Raw genomic sequence first — 14,418 nt, forward strand, 5'->3', positions numbered from 1 at the left:
CCCCTCACCCATGATCACCTATGTGGCCAACCGTGCGATCCAGTTCGTTCTGGCACTGATCGTCGCCTCGGTGGTGGTCTTCGCGCTCATGAGCCTCCTGCCCGGCAACGCCGCACAGGTCGCGCTGGGGACGAACGCCACACCTGAGGCCGTGGCGGCGCTGGAAGCCCAGTACGGACTCGATCAGCCGCCCCTCATCCGATACTTCAATTGGGTCGTGGGCATGCTCACCGGCAACTTCGGAACCTCGTATGTGACTGGGGCCGCGATCACCCCGGTCATCGTCGGCAGCGTGCAGGTCACCGGCATCCTCGTCATTGCCGCGATCATCCTGGCGATCATCATCGCGGTCCCGTTGGGTACCTTCGCTGCACTGGAACAGCGCAACTGGATCGGAGTCACGATCTCTGCCCTGAGCCAGATCGGCATCGCCGTGCCGAACTTCCTCGCCGCCATCATCCTCGTCATCGTCTTCTCCCTGACTCTGGGCTGGTTCCCTTCCCAGGGGTGGATGGCCCCGGTCGAAGGACTGGGCGGGTTCCTCAGCCGACTCGTGCTGCCTGTGGTGTCCCTGGCGCTCGTTCAAGCCGCGATCCTCACCCGATACGTGCGATCGGCGGTCCTCGATGTCATGCGCGAGGACTACATCCGCACCGCCCGGGCCAAGGGGCTGACTCGAACCAAGGCGCTCTTCGTCCATGGTCTGCGCAACGCTGCCATCCCCGTCATCACCGTGGCCGGGGTACAGCTCGCGACGCTCCTCGTCGGTGCCGTCATCATCGAACAGATCTTCGTCATCCCCGGCATCGGGTCCGCACTTGTGCGTGCTGTGGCCAACCGTGATCTCGTCACGGTCCAGGGCGTCGTCATGGTCCTCGTCTTCCTCGTGCTCATCATCAACCTCATCGTCGACGTGCTCGTGCCCGTCGTCGACCCCCGGATCAGGAACGCATCATGAGTGGGAACCCGAGCATCACATCGGCGGGAGGAACCACAACGGATCAGCGCAGACGCACGAAGCTGCGGCTCAATGCCTCGATGGTCATCGGTGCCGTCCTCATCCTCCTCATCGTCGCCCTCGCGCTCGTGTCCTTCGTCTGGACCCCCTACGATCCCAGTGCCGTGGACCCGGTGGCACGGCTGCAGTCCTCGAGCACCGAGCACCTGCTCGGCACCGACAAATTCGGCCGCGACACCCTGACCTGGATCATGTACGGCGCTCGGATCACGCTGATGGTCGGGATCGTGGCCGTGGGCATTGCGGTGCTCATCGGCACTCCCATCGGCATCATCGCCGCAGTCTTCGCCCAGTATCCGTGGGGTGTGTGGCTGAGCGCGGTGATCATGCGCGCCAACGACATCCTGCTCGCGTTCCCCGCACTGCTGCTGGCAATCGTCTTCGCCGCCGTCTTCTCGCCGGGGACCGGGCCGGCCATGGTGGCCGTGGGAATCGCTGCGATCCCCGGGTTCGCCCGCGTCGCCCGCTCGGGCACGATGCAGGTCCTCGGCTCCGAATATGTGCGCGCGGCCAAGGCCTCGAACCGGAGTGCTCCGGCGATCGCCATCGTCCACGTTCTGCCCAACATCGCCAGCATGGTCATCGTGCAGGCCTCCGTGGCTTTCGCGATCTCGGTCCTCGCCGAGGCGGGTCTGTCCTTCTTGGGGCTGGGCACACAGGCGCCGGTGCCCTCCTGGGGTCGGATGCTCCAGGAGTCCCAGCAGTTCCTGTCCACCCAGCCCGAACTGGCACTGTGGCCAGGCCTGTTCATCGCCCTCGCCGTGCTCGGCTTCAACCTCTTCGGCGATGGACTCCGCGACCGATTCGACCCGAAGATGGAGGCCCGCGGCAATGTCTGAGAACCTGCTCGAGGTCCGTGACCTCACCATCACCCCAGCCGGCGCCGAGGCTCCTGTTCTCCACGATGTGTCACTGAGCCTCTCTCCTGGTGAGAGGGTCGGACTGATCGGAGAATCAGGATCAGGGAAGTCCCTGACCGCCCAGGCCGTGATGGGACTGCTGCCCGAAGAGCTGCGATCCGACGGCACCGTGTCCCTGCAGGGCTTTGCCGGAAACATCCTGGAGGCGAAGGAGAAGACCTTGGCCCGGATGCGTTCCGACCTCGCCTCCATGGTGTTCCAGGAGCCGATGAGCGCACTCAACCCGCTGATGCGCATCGGGGACCAGATCGCCGAGGTGCTGCGCATCCATGGCGACGTGGCCCGCCGCGATATTCCTGGTCGAGTTCTCGACCTGCTGACCAGCGTGCACATGCCCGCCCCGGAAAGTGCCCGCTACGCCTATCCGCACCAGATGTCGGGCGGACAGCGACAGCGCGTGATGTTGGCCATCGCCCTGGCGAACTCGCCCCGGCTGCTGATCTGCGACGAGCCTACGACGGCTCTCGACGTCACCGTGCAGAAGCACATGCTCGAACTCATCACCGAACGGGTCTCCGCTGTCCAGGCGGGACTGCTGTTCATCACCCACGACCTGGCCGTCGTCGCCGAGGTGTGTGAGCGTGTCATCGTCATGTACGCCGGACGCATCGTCGAGACCGGCAGCGTCAAGCAGATCTTCACGGATCCTCAGCACGAATACACGCGCGGACTGCTGGCCTCCTCCGACTTAGAGGCCACCGACGCTCACCGAAAGCTCTTCTCACTCAAGACGGCACGCTCATATGCAGGGCCGATCGACGAGGCAGAGCCGGCAGCTGCAACTGGGCCGGTTGTCGCAGATGAGCCGGGCGATGTGCGAGTGCCGACAGATGTGCGAGAACCAGTTCCCACCTCGGCGGGGGAAGCACACGAGGCAGTCCATTCCCCACCGCTCATCGACGTCAGCGGAGTCTCGAAGCACTTCCGCTCCGGCGGATTGCTGCTGCGCAGACGGTCTCCGGTCCGCGCACTCGACGACATCAGCTTCAGCGTCGCGTCTGGGCAGCGCTTGGGAATCGTGGGGGAGTCGGGGTCGGGAAAATCGACCATACTCAACATTCTCTCAGGACTCGACCGACCCACTTCTGGGCATGTGAGGGTCGGCGACATCCGGGTCGAGTCCGCGAGCTCATCGGCACTGCGGACGCTGCGCGAGGATCTGCAGATCGTCTTCCAAGACCCCTTCGCCTCACTTGACCCTCGCATGCGGGTCGAAGATATCGTCTCCGAACCCCTGATCGCACGCGGTATGGCACGGGACGAACGACTGAGCCGGGTGCAAGAGATGCTGCTGGCCGTCGATCTCGACACGAAGGCCATGCGACGCTACCCACACCAATTCTCCGGCGGACAGCGACAGCGGATCTCGATCGCCAGGGCGCTGGTGACCAGGCCCCAGATCCTTGTCGCCGACGAACCCGTCTCCGCCCTCGACGTGTCCGTGCGCGCCCAGGTCCTCAACTTACTCACCGACCTAGTCGATGACTACGCGCTGACCCTGCTCTTCGTCTCCCACGACCTCGGCGTCGTCAAACACCTGTGCTCCGATGTCATCGTCATGAAGGACGGACACATCGTCGAATCCGGGTCGACGGAGGACATCTACGCCCACCCACGTGAGGATTACACCCGGAGCCTCATCGCGGCCACCCCCAGCCTGGCCGGAGCGCTCGCCTCAGCACCCTGAGCCCGACGCTGCGCAATGAACTCAGCAGATGCAACAGAAGAAAGGACGGCAGATGAGCCACACCACGCTTGCCGACCACAGCGCAGAAGCCCTGACCAGCGGCTACGCTTCAGGAGACGTTGACCCACTCGAGGTCTTCACAGCAGTCGTGGAGAGGATGGACGAATGCGAACCCGTCATCAACGCTCTCCACCACCGAGACGATGACCGTTCTCATGCTGCTGCGAACGCCAGCGCTGTTCGCTGGCGAGAAGGCCGAGCACTCGGCCCCCTCGACGGAGTCCCGGTCACGATCAAGGAGAACGTCGCACGCAGGGGAGTTCCGATGCCCAGCGGCCACGCCTGGTCGCAAGTACCGGTGTCGACGCACGACGCTCCGATCACCCAACGCCTCGAGGAGGCCGGAGCGGTCATCGTCGGATCAACGACGATGCCCGACTGGGGCATGCTCTCATCCGGAGTCTCCTCTCTGCACGGCATCACTCGCTCGCCCCTGGATCCGAACCTGACCACCGGCGGATCTAGCGCGGGGGCCGGTGCCGCCGCAGCTGCCGGCTACGGTCCCATCCACATCGGGTCCGATATCGGCGGATCGATCCGCCTGCCCTGTACCTGGATGGGGCTGGCCGGCCTCAAACCCAGCTTCGGCCGGGTCCCGCTCGACGCCCCGTACATGGGCCGATGTGCCGGGCCGCTGGCCAGGACGATGGCCGACGTCAAGGCCGCGATGGACATCATCTCCGCACCCGACGACCGTGACTACTCGAGCCTGCCTCCTTCTGATGGTCAGAGCCCCGAGCGAACCGTGTTCGACCCGAAGGGGCTGAGAGTCGGTCTCCAGCTCGATGCCGGATGCGGAGAATCCGTCAACCCGGAAATCGCTTCGGCCATCGCCGAGGCTGCCGATCGTTTCGCACAAGCCGGCGCGATCGTCGACACCCTCGCCCCGTTCATCGATGATGAGCTGCTGAGAGATATGGACCTGTTCTGGCGTGTGCGCTCGTGGGGCGACCTGCGCGCCCTCCCTGTGGCAGAACAGGCACTTATCCTGCCCTACATCCAGCAATGGGCCCAGGGCGGGGCCGATGTCACTGGGCTCAGGCTGATGGAGTGCTATCACAGCGTGCAGGAGATCCGACGTCGCAGCGTGGCAGCCACAGCAGGCTACGACCTGGTCATCTCGCCCGTCTCACCGGACGCAGCATTCCCAGCCGAACAGCCCATGCCCTACCCGAAGGTCCACGAACCCATGGGGCATATCGGCTTCACCATGCCCTACAACATGTCAGAGCAGCCGGCAGGCACCGTCCTGGCCGGCTACACCAAGGATGGTCGGACCATCGGCACCCAGATCTCGGGACGCCGCTTCGCCGACGAACTCGTGATGGCGGCCGGGTCCTGGTTCGAACAGGCAGCAGGAATTGCCGCACCTGTGCGGGCCACGATGAGCTGAGAACGCCAACGGAAGGAGGGCCTGGGTTCATCACAACCCGGGCCCTCCTTCACTTCGCTTGCGCGCAGAGGTGGGACCACCTCGGCGAGGTCAGCGACGAACGTCGTCGACGGCTGGAATCAGAAGTCGAAGAACTCGACCGAGAGCTTGTCGCCATCGATTTTCACTGTGCCGGAGACGGACAGCGGGTTGCCGTTGGAGAAGTACGACGAACCGGCCTTCTTGCCCTGCACGCTGAAGTCGAACTTGCCCGGCTTCTTGGTGAAGAACGAGCCGGAGTTCGTGTCACCCGATCCGAAGCTCGCATCAACCTGGGGCATGTCCTTCATGTTCCACTTGGCGGTGTTCTTCTTCGCCAGATCGGCCAGCTTCTTATCTGAGCCGCCGACAGGGATCTCAGTGGGATCGAACTTGATGAACTTGCACTTGGGTTTGATGTCCTTGTTGTCGAAGCACTTCTTGAGCTCCTTCTCGACCTGTTTCTGAACTTCCTTCTGGAAGGCGCTCGTCGGTGCAAGATCAAGATTGAGCGTCATCGGAGACACCTCATCATTGTTCGGCTTCTCACCCGGAGCAAAGGCCTGAGGGAAGTTCACCGCTGCGGTGTCCTTGGCCTCTCCGACCCATTTGCTCTTGGGGATCTGGAAGTCATAGTTGCCCGGATACACTGCGAAGGACGTGGTGCCCGGCTCCGCCTTGTAATCCTTGCCGTTGACGCTGAGACCATCGGTGCCCGGAATGTCGAGTGAGATCACGTTGAGCGCAGGGCCCGTCAGGGTCCATTTGTCGAAGAACAGATCCTGCTTGCCGTCCTTCTTCGCCTTCAGCTCGACGTTGTACTTGGTGCCGTCGAGATCGTAGGAGACGACGACTGTGCCCTTCTCGTCTTTGACCTTCGAGGACTCGACCTTCGCATTCTCGACCTTCGTCGAGGACGCATCGGTGAACTCCTTGGACAGGAGGTCCAGGTTCGTTCCTTCCGGACGAGGCGAGGGCGCGATCTTCTCAGCTGCAGCGAAGTCACCCTTGCTCAGCGCGGACACGTAGTCTTCGGCAACCTTGTCGGGTCCGTAGTTGTTCTTGTTGACCGTGTTGACGACGAGGAAACCGACGAGGACGAGAATGATGACGAGAGCCACCGCACCCAGAGCGATGAAGAGCGGCATCCTGCTCTTCTTCTCGGGGCGGGCATCGGCACGGGTCGCGGTCGCTGCAGAACCGGCGAAGCCTGGAGCCGGCGCTGGCTGGGGGATCGCCTGTGACTGGCCCGGGCCTGAGCCAGTCCGATGCCCATCGGATCCCGAGACGGTCTGGTATTGCCCGGGTTGACCAGGCGCTTGCTGACCCGGCTGTCCCTGCTGACCTTGCTGGTAGGGGCCGCCTGGGTAGGGTGCGCCGCCTTGGTACTGACCGCCTTGGTACTGACCCGGCTGCTGCTGGCCGCCATACTGTTGGCCGCCGGTGTAGTTTGGGGCCTGGTTCGAGCTGGCCTGCTGCACCTCGGGGCGCGGCGGTTGGTTCTGCTCAGGTGGGTTCGGCTGGGCCGGCTGATTGCTGTGGCCCTGATCGTTCGCGGTGAACGGAGGGGCCTGATCGTAGCGGTAGGACGGAGCTTGTTCGGATCCGCTGGCTAGTGCCTGCGGGCCTGAGCTGCTTGAGTCCACCGAATCATCAGTAGTGTTGCTCGCCGACGTCTCCGCACCGGGTCCCGTTCTGTTGTTCTCGGGAGGGTTCATGGGAGGTGGCGGGAAATTCGGTTCGTCGTTCCCGTTGCTCATCGTTGGCTGCATCCTTCGTGTCTACAAGCGTGTCCTGGCGCAATTGTACTTCCCACAGAAGAGAATCGCGTGGTCAATACCAGGAAGCGAGCACCGTGTCAGCGAAAATGGGAGAGATGCACACTTCTCCTCACCCCCGAACCCATCGCCATCCAGTCCTGCTGGGCCTGCTGGAGGCACTGCGAATCGACCTCATCGCCGTCCCCGCGGCCTTCGTCATCGCCACTGTCTTCTGGATCATCGGACTCGGCTCGCAGCTGCCGTATTCGATCATCCCCGAGTGGGCATTCGCCATGTGGGGCATCGCGCACGGCCTGAGCGTGTCCACGTTGGGCTTTGACTTCTCGCTGGCACCGAGCCTGATCACACTGGGCCTGTGGTTCTTCTTCGCCGCCGGGGCCAAACGCCTGGTCGCCGGCTTCACAGAAGCAGAGCCAGAGGACAGCGACATCATGGAGCCTTCATGGTGGAAGCAGATGCTCCTCGCCTTGGGGACCTACATCATTGCCTATGCCGTCCCGCTGTTCGCTCTGACCCTTCTTGTGGGGGAGGGAACCCTGACACCAGGGGGCCTCCTCCGGCTGATTCTCATGCTGCTGTCCGCCTCTGCGGCCGGATATATGTGGGTTCGCGGTGTCGACGATATCCCGCGATTGCACAATCTCGACAGCGATGCTTGGGTTGCCGGTGCGCAACTGGTCAAGCGGCTACTCTGGGGTGCGGCATTCCTGTCGGTGCTCGTCATCGCCACCGGCATCGTACTGAGGTGGAACGAATTGGCCCAGTCACTGCAGATCTACAGCTCACCGCTGTCTGCAGGTGTGGGCCTGCTGATCATTCAGATTCTCTTCGCCCCAGGAATCTTCTACGCCTCGCTGTCCTGGATCGCAGGCACTGGAGTGAGCGTGGGCGACGGGGCACTGAGTTCGGTATTCCAGACTGCGGCCGGACCGATTCCGCACGTCCCGGTGCTCCAGCTGCTCGTCGGTGATTATCCGGCGTGGACGAACGCGGCACCGGTGCTGCTCGTTCTGTTGGGAGTCCTCAGCGTCATCCTCGGTCGCGATCATGCCCGTCTGGTGATGATGGGTTCGTGGGCAGGGCTGGTCACTGCGGCGATCAAATGCTTCGTCGTGCTTCAGGTCCTCGCGCTCTTCGCGCGAGGGGCCATGGGCCCGTTGGGTCTGTCTGCGTTCGGGCCCTCGGCGCTGACGTCTGCGCTGGTCATCACTGCATGGCTCACGGTGGGGATGGCTGGAGGCCTGCTCCTGACCAGGCTCTCGGACATGCAGACCGGGTCCGGATCTTCCGGCGATCGGGACGGTTTCGATGAAGACGAGGAACCCTTCGGTCGCATCGCCGATGAACGACACGCCGATTATTGGGACGAGGACTGAGCCGAATCAACGGCCTCTCGGCCGAGGATGTCCTACTTTGTGCCGGGCAGGTCCAGGTCCTGGCCGGTGATCTGCTTGAACCAGTCGCCGAGGCCGGTCTGATATTCCGTCGTGCAGGACAGCTGCGCCTGCTGTGTGATGGCATCGCGCACGCACTCTTCATACTTCGACTGGACGGGCCAGAGGACGACGGACGACATCGTCGAGAAGATGAGGTAGACGGCGAGCAATCCGCCTAGGATCCCAAGCGACATATTGCGCTTCTGCTTCGCCTTGACCACGGCGATGATGTAACGGATCGACCAGACGACGGCGGCAATGGCGAAGGCGATCGCCGCAACCTTGAACGGCAGCGGATACGTGAACGTCAGGACCGAGGCGAGGATCAGCAGGATCAGGACTAGGCCGTGTCGAGCGGGCGCGGCCTGCTTCTCCTCTTCGGGAGTGGGCGCGCTTTTCTCTTCAGTATTGTTTGGTGACGTCACAGCAATAGTTTGTCATAGTCCACTGACAAAAACCTTGGCGGCCACCGGAGTCCGCATTCTGATGCTGTGACCGACAGCCGATGAGTCAAACGTTAGAATGGGACTGTGCGCATCGTTCTTCTGGCATCCGGCTCGGGTACCCTCACACAGGCAGTCATCGACGCCTTCGCCACATCGGGTCGTGGCGTTGAGATAGTCGGAGTCGGTTCCGACTCACAGACGGCGGGTGTTCTCGACCGGGCGAAAGCGCATTCGATCCCCACCTTCGTCGTGGCACCCAAGGACTGCGCGAGCCGTGAGGATTGGAATCTCCGCCTGCGGGATGCTGTGGCAGACCTGTCACCCGACTGGGTGGTCTCGGCCGGTTTCATGCGGATCCTCGGGTCCTCGTTCATCGCGGCCTTTCGCGATCGCATCATCAACACACATCCGGCCCTGCTGCCGGCCTTCCCCGGCGCCCACGGTGTCCGTGATGCCCTCGCCCACGGTGTGCGCATCACTGGCGGCACCATCCACCTCGTTGACTCCGGGGTCGATACGGGTCCGATCATCACCCAGTTCGCTGTTCCCATCAGCGACGAAGACACCGAAGATACGGTGCACGAACGCATCAAGACTCAGGAGCGGTCGGAACTTGTCCGCCTCCTGACCCACCTCGTCCATCATGACCTCGTCATCGATGGACGGCATGTCAGCGGATATGCCACCTCGGCGTCTTCGTCCTGACCTACTCACCAACCGCACGAAACGGCAATCGAGCCTTCAAGGAGGACTTGTGACAGGAACCCGCGCGATCAAGAGAGCGCTCGTCAGCGTCTACGACAAATCGGGATTGGAGGACCTGGCCCGCGGACTGCAAGCCGCCGGAGTGCAGATCGTGTCCACCGGTTCGACAGCAGCGAAGATCGCCGAGGCGGGCGCTGCAGTCACGAAGGTCGAAGACCTGACAGGGTTCCCAGAATGCCTCGAAGGCCGAGTCAAGACCCTGCACCCGCGGGTCCACGCCGGCATCCTCGCCGATTCGCGCAAGCCGGATCATATGAGCCAGCTCGATGAGCTCGAGATCGAACCCTTCGACCTCGTCATCGTCAACCTCTACCCCTTCGCCGAGACGGTGGCCAGCGGCGCCGACTTCGACGACTGCGTAGAGCAGATCGACATCGGTGGCCCCTCCATGGTGCGGGCTGCGGCGAAGAACCACCCGAGCGTGTCCGTCATCACCGATCCCAGCGATTACCCCGCCGTCATCGAAGCGGCACAGGGCCAGGGCTTCGACCTTGACGCCAGGCGCGGGTTCGCCGCTCGAGCATTTGCTCACACCGCGGCATATGACACGGCCGTGGCCTCCTGGTTCGCCGCCGAACTCACTTTCGGTGCAGAAGAAGCGGGAACCGACGAAGCGGCCGCGGCTGCCGGTCAGCCGGCCTTCGCCGGAGTGACGGGGGAGAAGCTGAGGGACCTGCGCTACGGCGAGAACCCCCACCAGGCAGCGGCGGTGTACTCCGACGGAACCCGTGGAATCGCCGGTGCGAAACTCCTCGGCGGCAAGGCGATGTCCTACAACAACTACACGGACACCGATGCTGCCATTCGCGCGGCCTTCGACTTCGACCGTCCGGCTGTGGCAATCATCAAGCACGCCAACCCCTGTGGGATCGCTGTGGCCGATACGGCAGCCGCCGCACACAAGGCAGCCCACGAATGCGACTCTCTGTCCGCCTACGGCGGCGTCATCGCGACCAACCGTGAGGTCGACGCCGAACTGGCCGCTTCGATCAAGCCGATCTTCACTGAGTGCCTGGCCGCCCCCTCATTCTCGCCCGAAGCCCTGGCGCTTTTGTCGGGCAAGAAGAACCTGCGCCTGCTTGAACTCGGCGACGTCGACTTCGCACCCTCGGAGATCAAGCCGATCACCGGCGGGTTCCTCGTCCAAGACCGCGATGCATTCCAGGCCGACGGCGATGCTGCGGAGAACTGGACACTGGCCGCAGGCACTGCCGCGACCGCCGAGGTTCTGGCCGACCTGGAATTCGCCTGGAAGGCCTGCCGTGCAGTGAAGTCCAATGCCATTCTCGTGGCCAAGGACGGTGCGTCCGTGGGCGTGGGGATGGGCCAGGTCAACCGGGTCGATTCCGCGAAGCTGGCCGTTGAACGTGCCGGTGAGGAACGAGCGACCGGGGCCGTGGCCGCCTCGGACGCCTTCTTCCCGTTCGCAGACGGACTGCAGATCCTCATCGATGCCGGCATCAGCGCGGTTGTGCAGCCCGGTGGTTCGATCCGCGATGATGAGGTCGTCGAAGCGGCTGAGAAGGCGGGGATCACCATGTACCTGACCGGGAGCCGCCATTTCTTCCACTGAGAAGGGGAAGGCCCACCCACGCCATGCCAGGCGTGGGCGCGGCCCGATCGCCAAACGCTGGATCTATTGGAAACGGCGCTACGCAAACCCTGTACTCCGCGACTGGGTGCTATTGGCATGCCTGCTGGGAATCCTGATCGCAGCCGCATGCACCATCATCGATTTCCGACTCGGTGCGATCGTTTTGGCTGTCGTGCCGGCCGGGCTGGCGATGATGCGTGCGATGCCGGAGCCGTGGGAAGAGGTCTGGACCAACCGGTCGAAGAGCGTCGACATTGGAACCGGGCTGTTTTTCGCCGTGGTTCTCGTGGCATTGGCGTTCGTAGTTCCGGAGTCACGCTGAACCTGCCGGAAGCCGAACCACAGCCTTTTTGTGCATTTGCTGAGAAGCGGGAAGATTCGGTTACACCCGCGTCCGATAAGTGGCAGGGTGATTGGTGTAAGAAGGTTCGCAAGAACCTTTTCCATTGAAGGGAGACAGTATGGGACTCGACGATCTTACAAACAAAGCCAAGGACGCCATGAACAGCGACAAGGGTGAAGAGTTCAGCGATAAGGGTCTTGATAAGGCTACTGACTTCGCCAATGACAAGACCGGCGGCAAGTTCGACGACCAGATCAACAAGGGTCGCGACGGAGTCGACGGAAAAATTGGCAACGACTGATTTTTGAATCCATCGCCGCGTCCGGCATGGAAAAGCGCCGAGGTGAAATTATTTTCACCTCGGCGCTTCATTTATGTCTCCAGGTCCGTGCCCGGTTGTCAGCCGAGCTTTTCGATGGGGGCGTAGCGCAGCAAGAGTCGTTTCGTGCCCAGGGAGCCGAAGTCGACGACGGCCACTGTCTTATCGCCGACACCTTTGACCTCTGTCACGGTTCCAAGACCGAAGGACTCATGTGAGACCTTCTCGCCCACCGATACGGTGATGACCTCTCGGTTGGGTCGAATCCGATTCGGGAAACCGGCCACAGGCGACGAAGAGTTCGCAGAGCTTGAGCGCGAGCGAGACGAAGAGCCGGATCCGCGTGAGGAACCGAACCCGCCGCCGCGCGAGCCGCTGTAGCCGCCGAGGCTTCCCCCGCCATAGCCGCCGGAAGAGAATCCGCCGCCGCTGGATGAGAAGGTGCCGGTGTTCTCCCATTCGATGAGACTCTCGGGAATTTCAGAGAGGAACCGGCTCGGCGGGTTGTACTGCGGCTGTCCCCACATGCTGCGAGTCTCCGCCCGAGTCACGATCAGGCGCTGTCGAGCCCGGGTCAGACCCACATAGGCCAGACGACGCTCCTCTGAGAGCTCATTGGGATTCTCGAAGGAACGAGCGTGCGGGAAGCCACCGTCTTCGAGGCCGGTGAGGAAGACGACCGGGAACTCCAGGCCCTTCGCCGTGTGCAGGGTCATGAGCGTGACCTGACCGAGTTCGGCATCAGGGATCTGATCCGTGTCCGAGGCCAGCGCCACCTGCTCTAGGAAGGCCTCGATCGAGGAACCGCCCGACGTGGGAGACTCCTCATCTTCAGCCTCAGGAACAGCCTCGACCTCAGGAGCAACCTCAGCCTCAGTCTCCGCCTGCGCTTCAGTCTCCGCCTGTGGTTCCACCTCGGGCTCATCGTCGTCATCGCCGGTGCCGGCCATGGCCTGTGTGGCGACGAAGTCCTCGGCCACGGCCACGAGTTCGGCGAGGTTATCAACACGCGATTCGTCCTGCGGGTCTGTGCTCTTCTGCAACGACTCAAGGTAGCCGCTCTGCTCGAGAATCGCCTCGATGACCCGCGACAGTGGAGCCGCTTCGGCAATGGCTGCCAGATCTCGCATGAGATCGTAGAACTTCGACACGGAGGCCTTTGCCCGGGCGGACAGATGGACTATCTCATCAAGGCGTCCCAGCGCCGTGTAGAAGCTGATGCCCTCACGGTCGGCGAAGTCAGCGACGATGCCCTCGGTGCGATCACCGATGGCTCGCTTGGGAACGTTGAGGATGCGCCGCAGATTCACATCGTCATCCGGATTGGCGACTACACGTAGATATGCGAGAGCGTCCTTGATCTCCTTACGTTCGTAGAACCGTGTGCCGCCGACGACCTTATAGGGAATGCCCGAGCGGACCAGAGCATCCTCAATGGCACGGGACTGAGCATTGGTGCGGTAGAAGACCGCGAAGTCACCATATGTGTACTTCTCATTGTCGATGAGCTCGTCGACACGGTCGACGATGAAGCGAGCTTCGGACTGCTCATTCTCCGCCACCCAGCCGACGATGGATTCGCCCGTGCCCTCTGAGGTCCACAGTTTCTTGTCCTTGCGGTCCTGATTGTTCGAGATCACAGCGTTGGCAGCATCGAGGATGTTCTGCGTGGAGCGATAGTTCTGCTCCAGCAGAATCGTCTCCGCATCGGGGAAGTCCTTCTCGAACTCCACGATATTGCGCACTGTCGCCCCGCGAAAGGCATAGATCGACTGGTCGGCGTCACCGACGACCGTCAGCTCAGCCCCGGTGGCACCACCGGCGCCGTTGCCGGCGAGAGACTTGATGAGCGCATACTGGGCCGGGTTCGTGTCCTGGTACTCGTCGACGAGGATGTGTCGGAACCGTCGGCGATAGAAGTCGGCGACCTCAGGAAAGGCGCCGAAGAGATGAACGGTCTCAGCAATGAGGTCATCGAAGTCGAAAGCATTGGCTAGGCGCAGGCGAGAGGTGTATCGCCTGAACACATCGGCGAGGACCTCATCGGCGGGATTGTTCGGCCGGGGCATGAAGTCATCGGGCGTCTGCAGATCGTTCTTGAGATTGGAGATTCTGTGCAGCATCGACCGAGGCGTGTACTTCTTCGTGTCGATTCCCAGTTCCTTGAGGATCTGAGACACGAGCCGTTGAGCATCCTGGGCATCGTAGATCGTGAAGTTGGTCTTCATGCCCAGCACCTTCGCCTCGCGGCGGAGGATCCGTACACAAGAGGAGTGGAAGGTCGAGACCCACATCGCTCGCGATGCCGGACCGACGATGGAGCGCACGCGCTCAGCCATCTCCTTGGCGGCCTTGTTCGTGAACGTGATCGCCAGGACCTCACCGGGATGGGCCCGACCGGTGGCCAGCGCATAGGCGATGCGCCTGGTCAGGACGGTCGTCTTTCCTGATCCGGCGCCCGCCACGATGAGGAGGGGGGAGCCCGTGTGGGCAACGGCCTCACGCTGTCGTGGGTTGAGTCCGGTGACGAGTTCGGCCGCACGTGAGTCGGCTCCCGGAGTGGCTTCTTCGATGTTTTCAGCTGCAGCAGTCATGTCCGGATCAACGATACCGTCAGCCGCTGACGCAGTGAAAAGTA

General features: G+C 62.7%; 12 protein-coding genes. 9 read left to right on the plus strand and 3 right to left on the minus strand.

What is annotated here, in order from left to right:
- Nucleotides 1–10: 10 nt before the first annotated feature.
- Genes BSP239C_RS00070 through BSP239C_RS00085 form a run of 4 tightly spaced genes read left to right on the plus strand, consistent with a single transcriptional unit; the run spans nt 11 to nt 5,078 of the window.
- Nucleotides 11–958, plus strand: a complete 948-nt coding sequence (locus BSP239C_RS00070; protein WP_101569588.1) for an ABC transporter permease — start codon at nt 11–13, stop codon at nt 956–958.
- Nucleotides 955–1,857: an ABC transporter permease gene (locus BSP239C_RS00075; protein WP_101569589.1), complete on the plus strand. Its 903-nt coding sequence runs from the start codon at nt 955–957 to the stop codon at nt 1,855–1,857. Before BSP239C_RS00070 ends, BSP239C_RS00075 begins: the two co-directional genes overlap by 4 nt.
- Entirely contained in the window at nt 1,850–3,625 is a 1,776-nt protein-coding gene (locus tag BSP239C_RS00080; RefSeq protein WP_101569590.1) for an ABC transporter ATP-binding protein, read from the plus strand. Before BSP239C_RS00075 ends, BSP239C_RS00080 begins: the two co-directional genes overlap by 8 nt.
- 52 nt (nt 3,626–3,677) lie before the next feature.
- Nucleotides 3,678–5,078, plus strand: coding sequence for an amidase (locus tag BSP239C_RS00085; protein WP_101569884.1), 1,401 nt, complete (start codon nt 3,678–3,680; stop codon nt 5,076–5,078).
- Nucleotides 5,079–5,197: 119 nt separating this feature from the next.
- Here BSP239C_RS00085 and BSP239C_RS00090 read toward each other — a convergent pair whose 3' ends face one another.
- Nucleotides 5,198–6,856 carry a hypothetical protein gene (locus BSP239C_RS00090; RefSeq protein ID WP_101569591.1) on the minus strand — a complete coding sequence of 553 codons (1,659 nt, stop codon included), beginning with the start codon at nt 6,854–6,856 and terminating at the stop codon, nt 5,198–5,200.
- Nucleotides 6,857–6,972: 116 nt separating this feature from the next.
- On the opposite strand from BSP239C_RS00090, the gene BSP239C_RS00095 reads away from it, so the two are divergent.
- Nucleotides 6,973–8,253 (plus strand): DUF6350 family protein, encoded by a 1,281-nt coding sequence (locus BSP239C_RS00095; protein WP_101569885.1) that lies wholly within the window; start codon nt 6,973–6,975, stop codon nt 8,251–8,253.
- Between the two features lie 32 nt (nt 8,254–8,285).
- Here BSP239C_RS00095 and BSP239C_RS00100 read toward each other — a convergent pair whose 3' ends face one another.
- Nucleotides 8,286–8,738, minus strand: coding sequence for a hypothetical protein (locus BSP239C_RS00100; protein WP_101569592.1), 453 nt, complete (start codon nt 8,736–8,738; stop codon nt 8,286–8,288).
- Between the two features lie 105 nt (nt 8,739–8,843).
- Between BSP239C_RS00100 and purN the strand changes: the two genes are divergently transcribed.
- From purN to BSP239C_RS00120, 4 genes are all read left to right on the plus strand, one after another.
- Nucleotides 8,844–9,464, plus strand: coding sequence for a phosphoribosylglycinamide formyltransferase (gene purN, locus BSP239C_RS00105; protein ID WP_101569593.1), 621 nt, complete (start codon nt 8,844–8,846; stop codon nt 9,462–9,464).
- A 49-nt stretch (nt 9,465–9,513) separates the two neighbouring features.
- Nucleotides 9,514–11,097, plus strand: a complete 1,584-nt coding sequence (gene purH / locus BSP239C_RS00110; RefSeq protein WP_101569594.1) for a bifunctional phosphoribosylaminoimidazolecarboxamide formyltransferase/IMP cyclohydrolase — start codon at nt 9,514–9,516, stop codon at nt 11,095–11,097.
- A gap of 106 nt (nt 11,098–11,203) precedes the next feature.
- A complete protein-coding gene (locus tag BSP239C_RS00115) occupies nt 11,204–11,440 on the plus strand; it encodes a hypothetical protein (protein WP_226830707.1) in 237 nt (78 codons plus the stop codon).
- A gap of 139 nt (nt 11,441–11,579) precedes the next feature.
- A complete protein-coding gene (locus BSP239C_RS00120) occupies nt 11,580–11,762 on the plus strand; it encodes an antitoxin (protein WP_101569596.1) in 183 nt (60 codons plus the stop codon).
- Nucleotides 11,763–11,860: 98 nt separating this feature from the next.
- Here BSP239C_RS00120 and BSP239C_RS00125 read toward each other — a convergent pair whose 3' ends face one another.
- A complete protein-coding gene (locus tag BSP239C_RS00125; protein ID WP_101569597.1) occupies nt 11,861–14,374 on the minus strand; it encodes a UvrD-helicase domain-containing protein in 2,514 nt (837 codons plus the stop codon).
- Nucleotides 14,375–14,418 lie beyond the last annotated feature (44 nt).

The sequence above is a fragment of the Brevibacterium sp. 239c genome (genome assembly GCF_900169365.1).
In the GTDB taxonomy this organism is placed as follows: Bacteria; Actinomycetota; Actinomycetes; order Actinomycetales; family Brevibacteriaceae; genus Brevibacterium.

Bases quoted from the DNA above. Each gene is read 5' to 3' on its own strand.
- BSP239C_RS00125 (WP_101569597.1), bottom strand. From the start codon at position 14,374: ATGACTGCTGCAGCTGAAAACATCGAAGAAGCCACTCCGGGAGCCGAC.
- BSP239C_RS00090 (WP_101569591.1), bottom strand. From the start codon at position 6,856: ATGAGCAACGGGAACGACGAACCGAATTTCCCGCCACCTCCCATGAAC.
- BSP239C_RS00085 (WP_101569884.1), top strand. From the start codon at position 3,678: ATGAGCCACACCACGCTTGCCGACCACAGCGCAGAAGCCCTGACCAGC.
- BSP239C_RS00070 (WP_101569588.1), top strand. From the start codon at position 11: ATGATCACCTATGTGGCCAACCGTGCGATCCAGTTCGTTCTGGCACTG.
- BSP239C_RS00120 (WP_101569596.1), top strand. From the start codon at position 11,580: ATGGGACTCGACGATCTTACAAACAAAGCCAAGGACGCCATGAACAGC.
- BSP239C_RS00080 (WP_101569590.1), top strand. From the start codon at position 1,850: ATGTCTGAGAACCTGCTCGAGGTCCGTGACCTCACCATCACCCCAGCC.
- BSP239C_RS00075 (WP_101569589.1), top strand. From the start codon at position 955: ATGAGTGGGAACCCGAGCATCACATCGGCGGGAGGAACCACAACGGAT.
- BSP239C_RS00095 (WP_101569885.1), top strand. From the start codon at position 6,973: ATGCACACTTCTCCTCACCCCCGAACCCATCGCCATCCAGTCCTGCTG.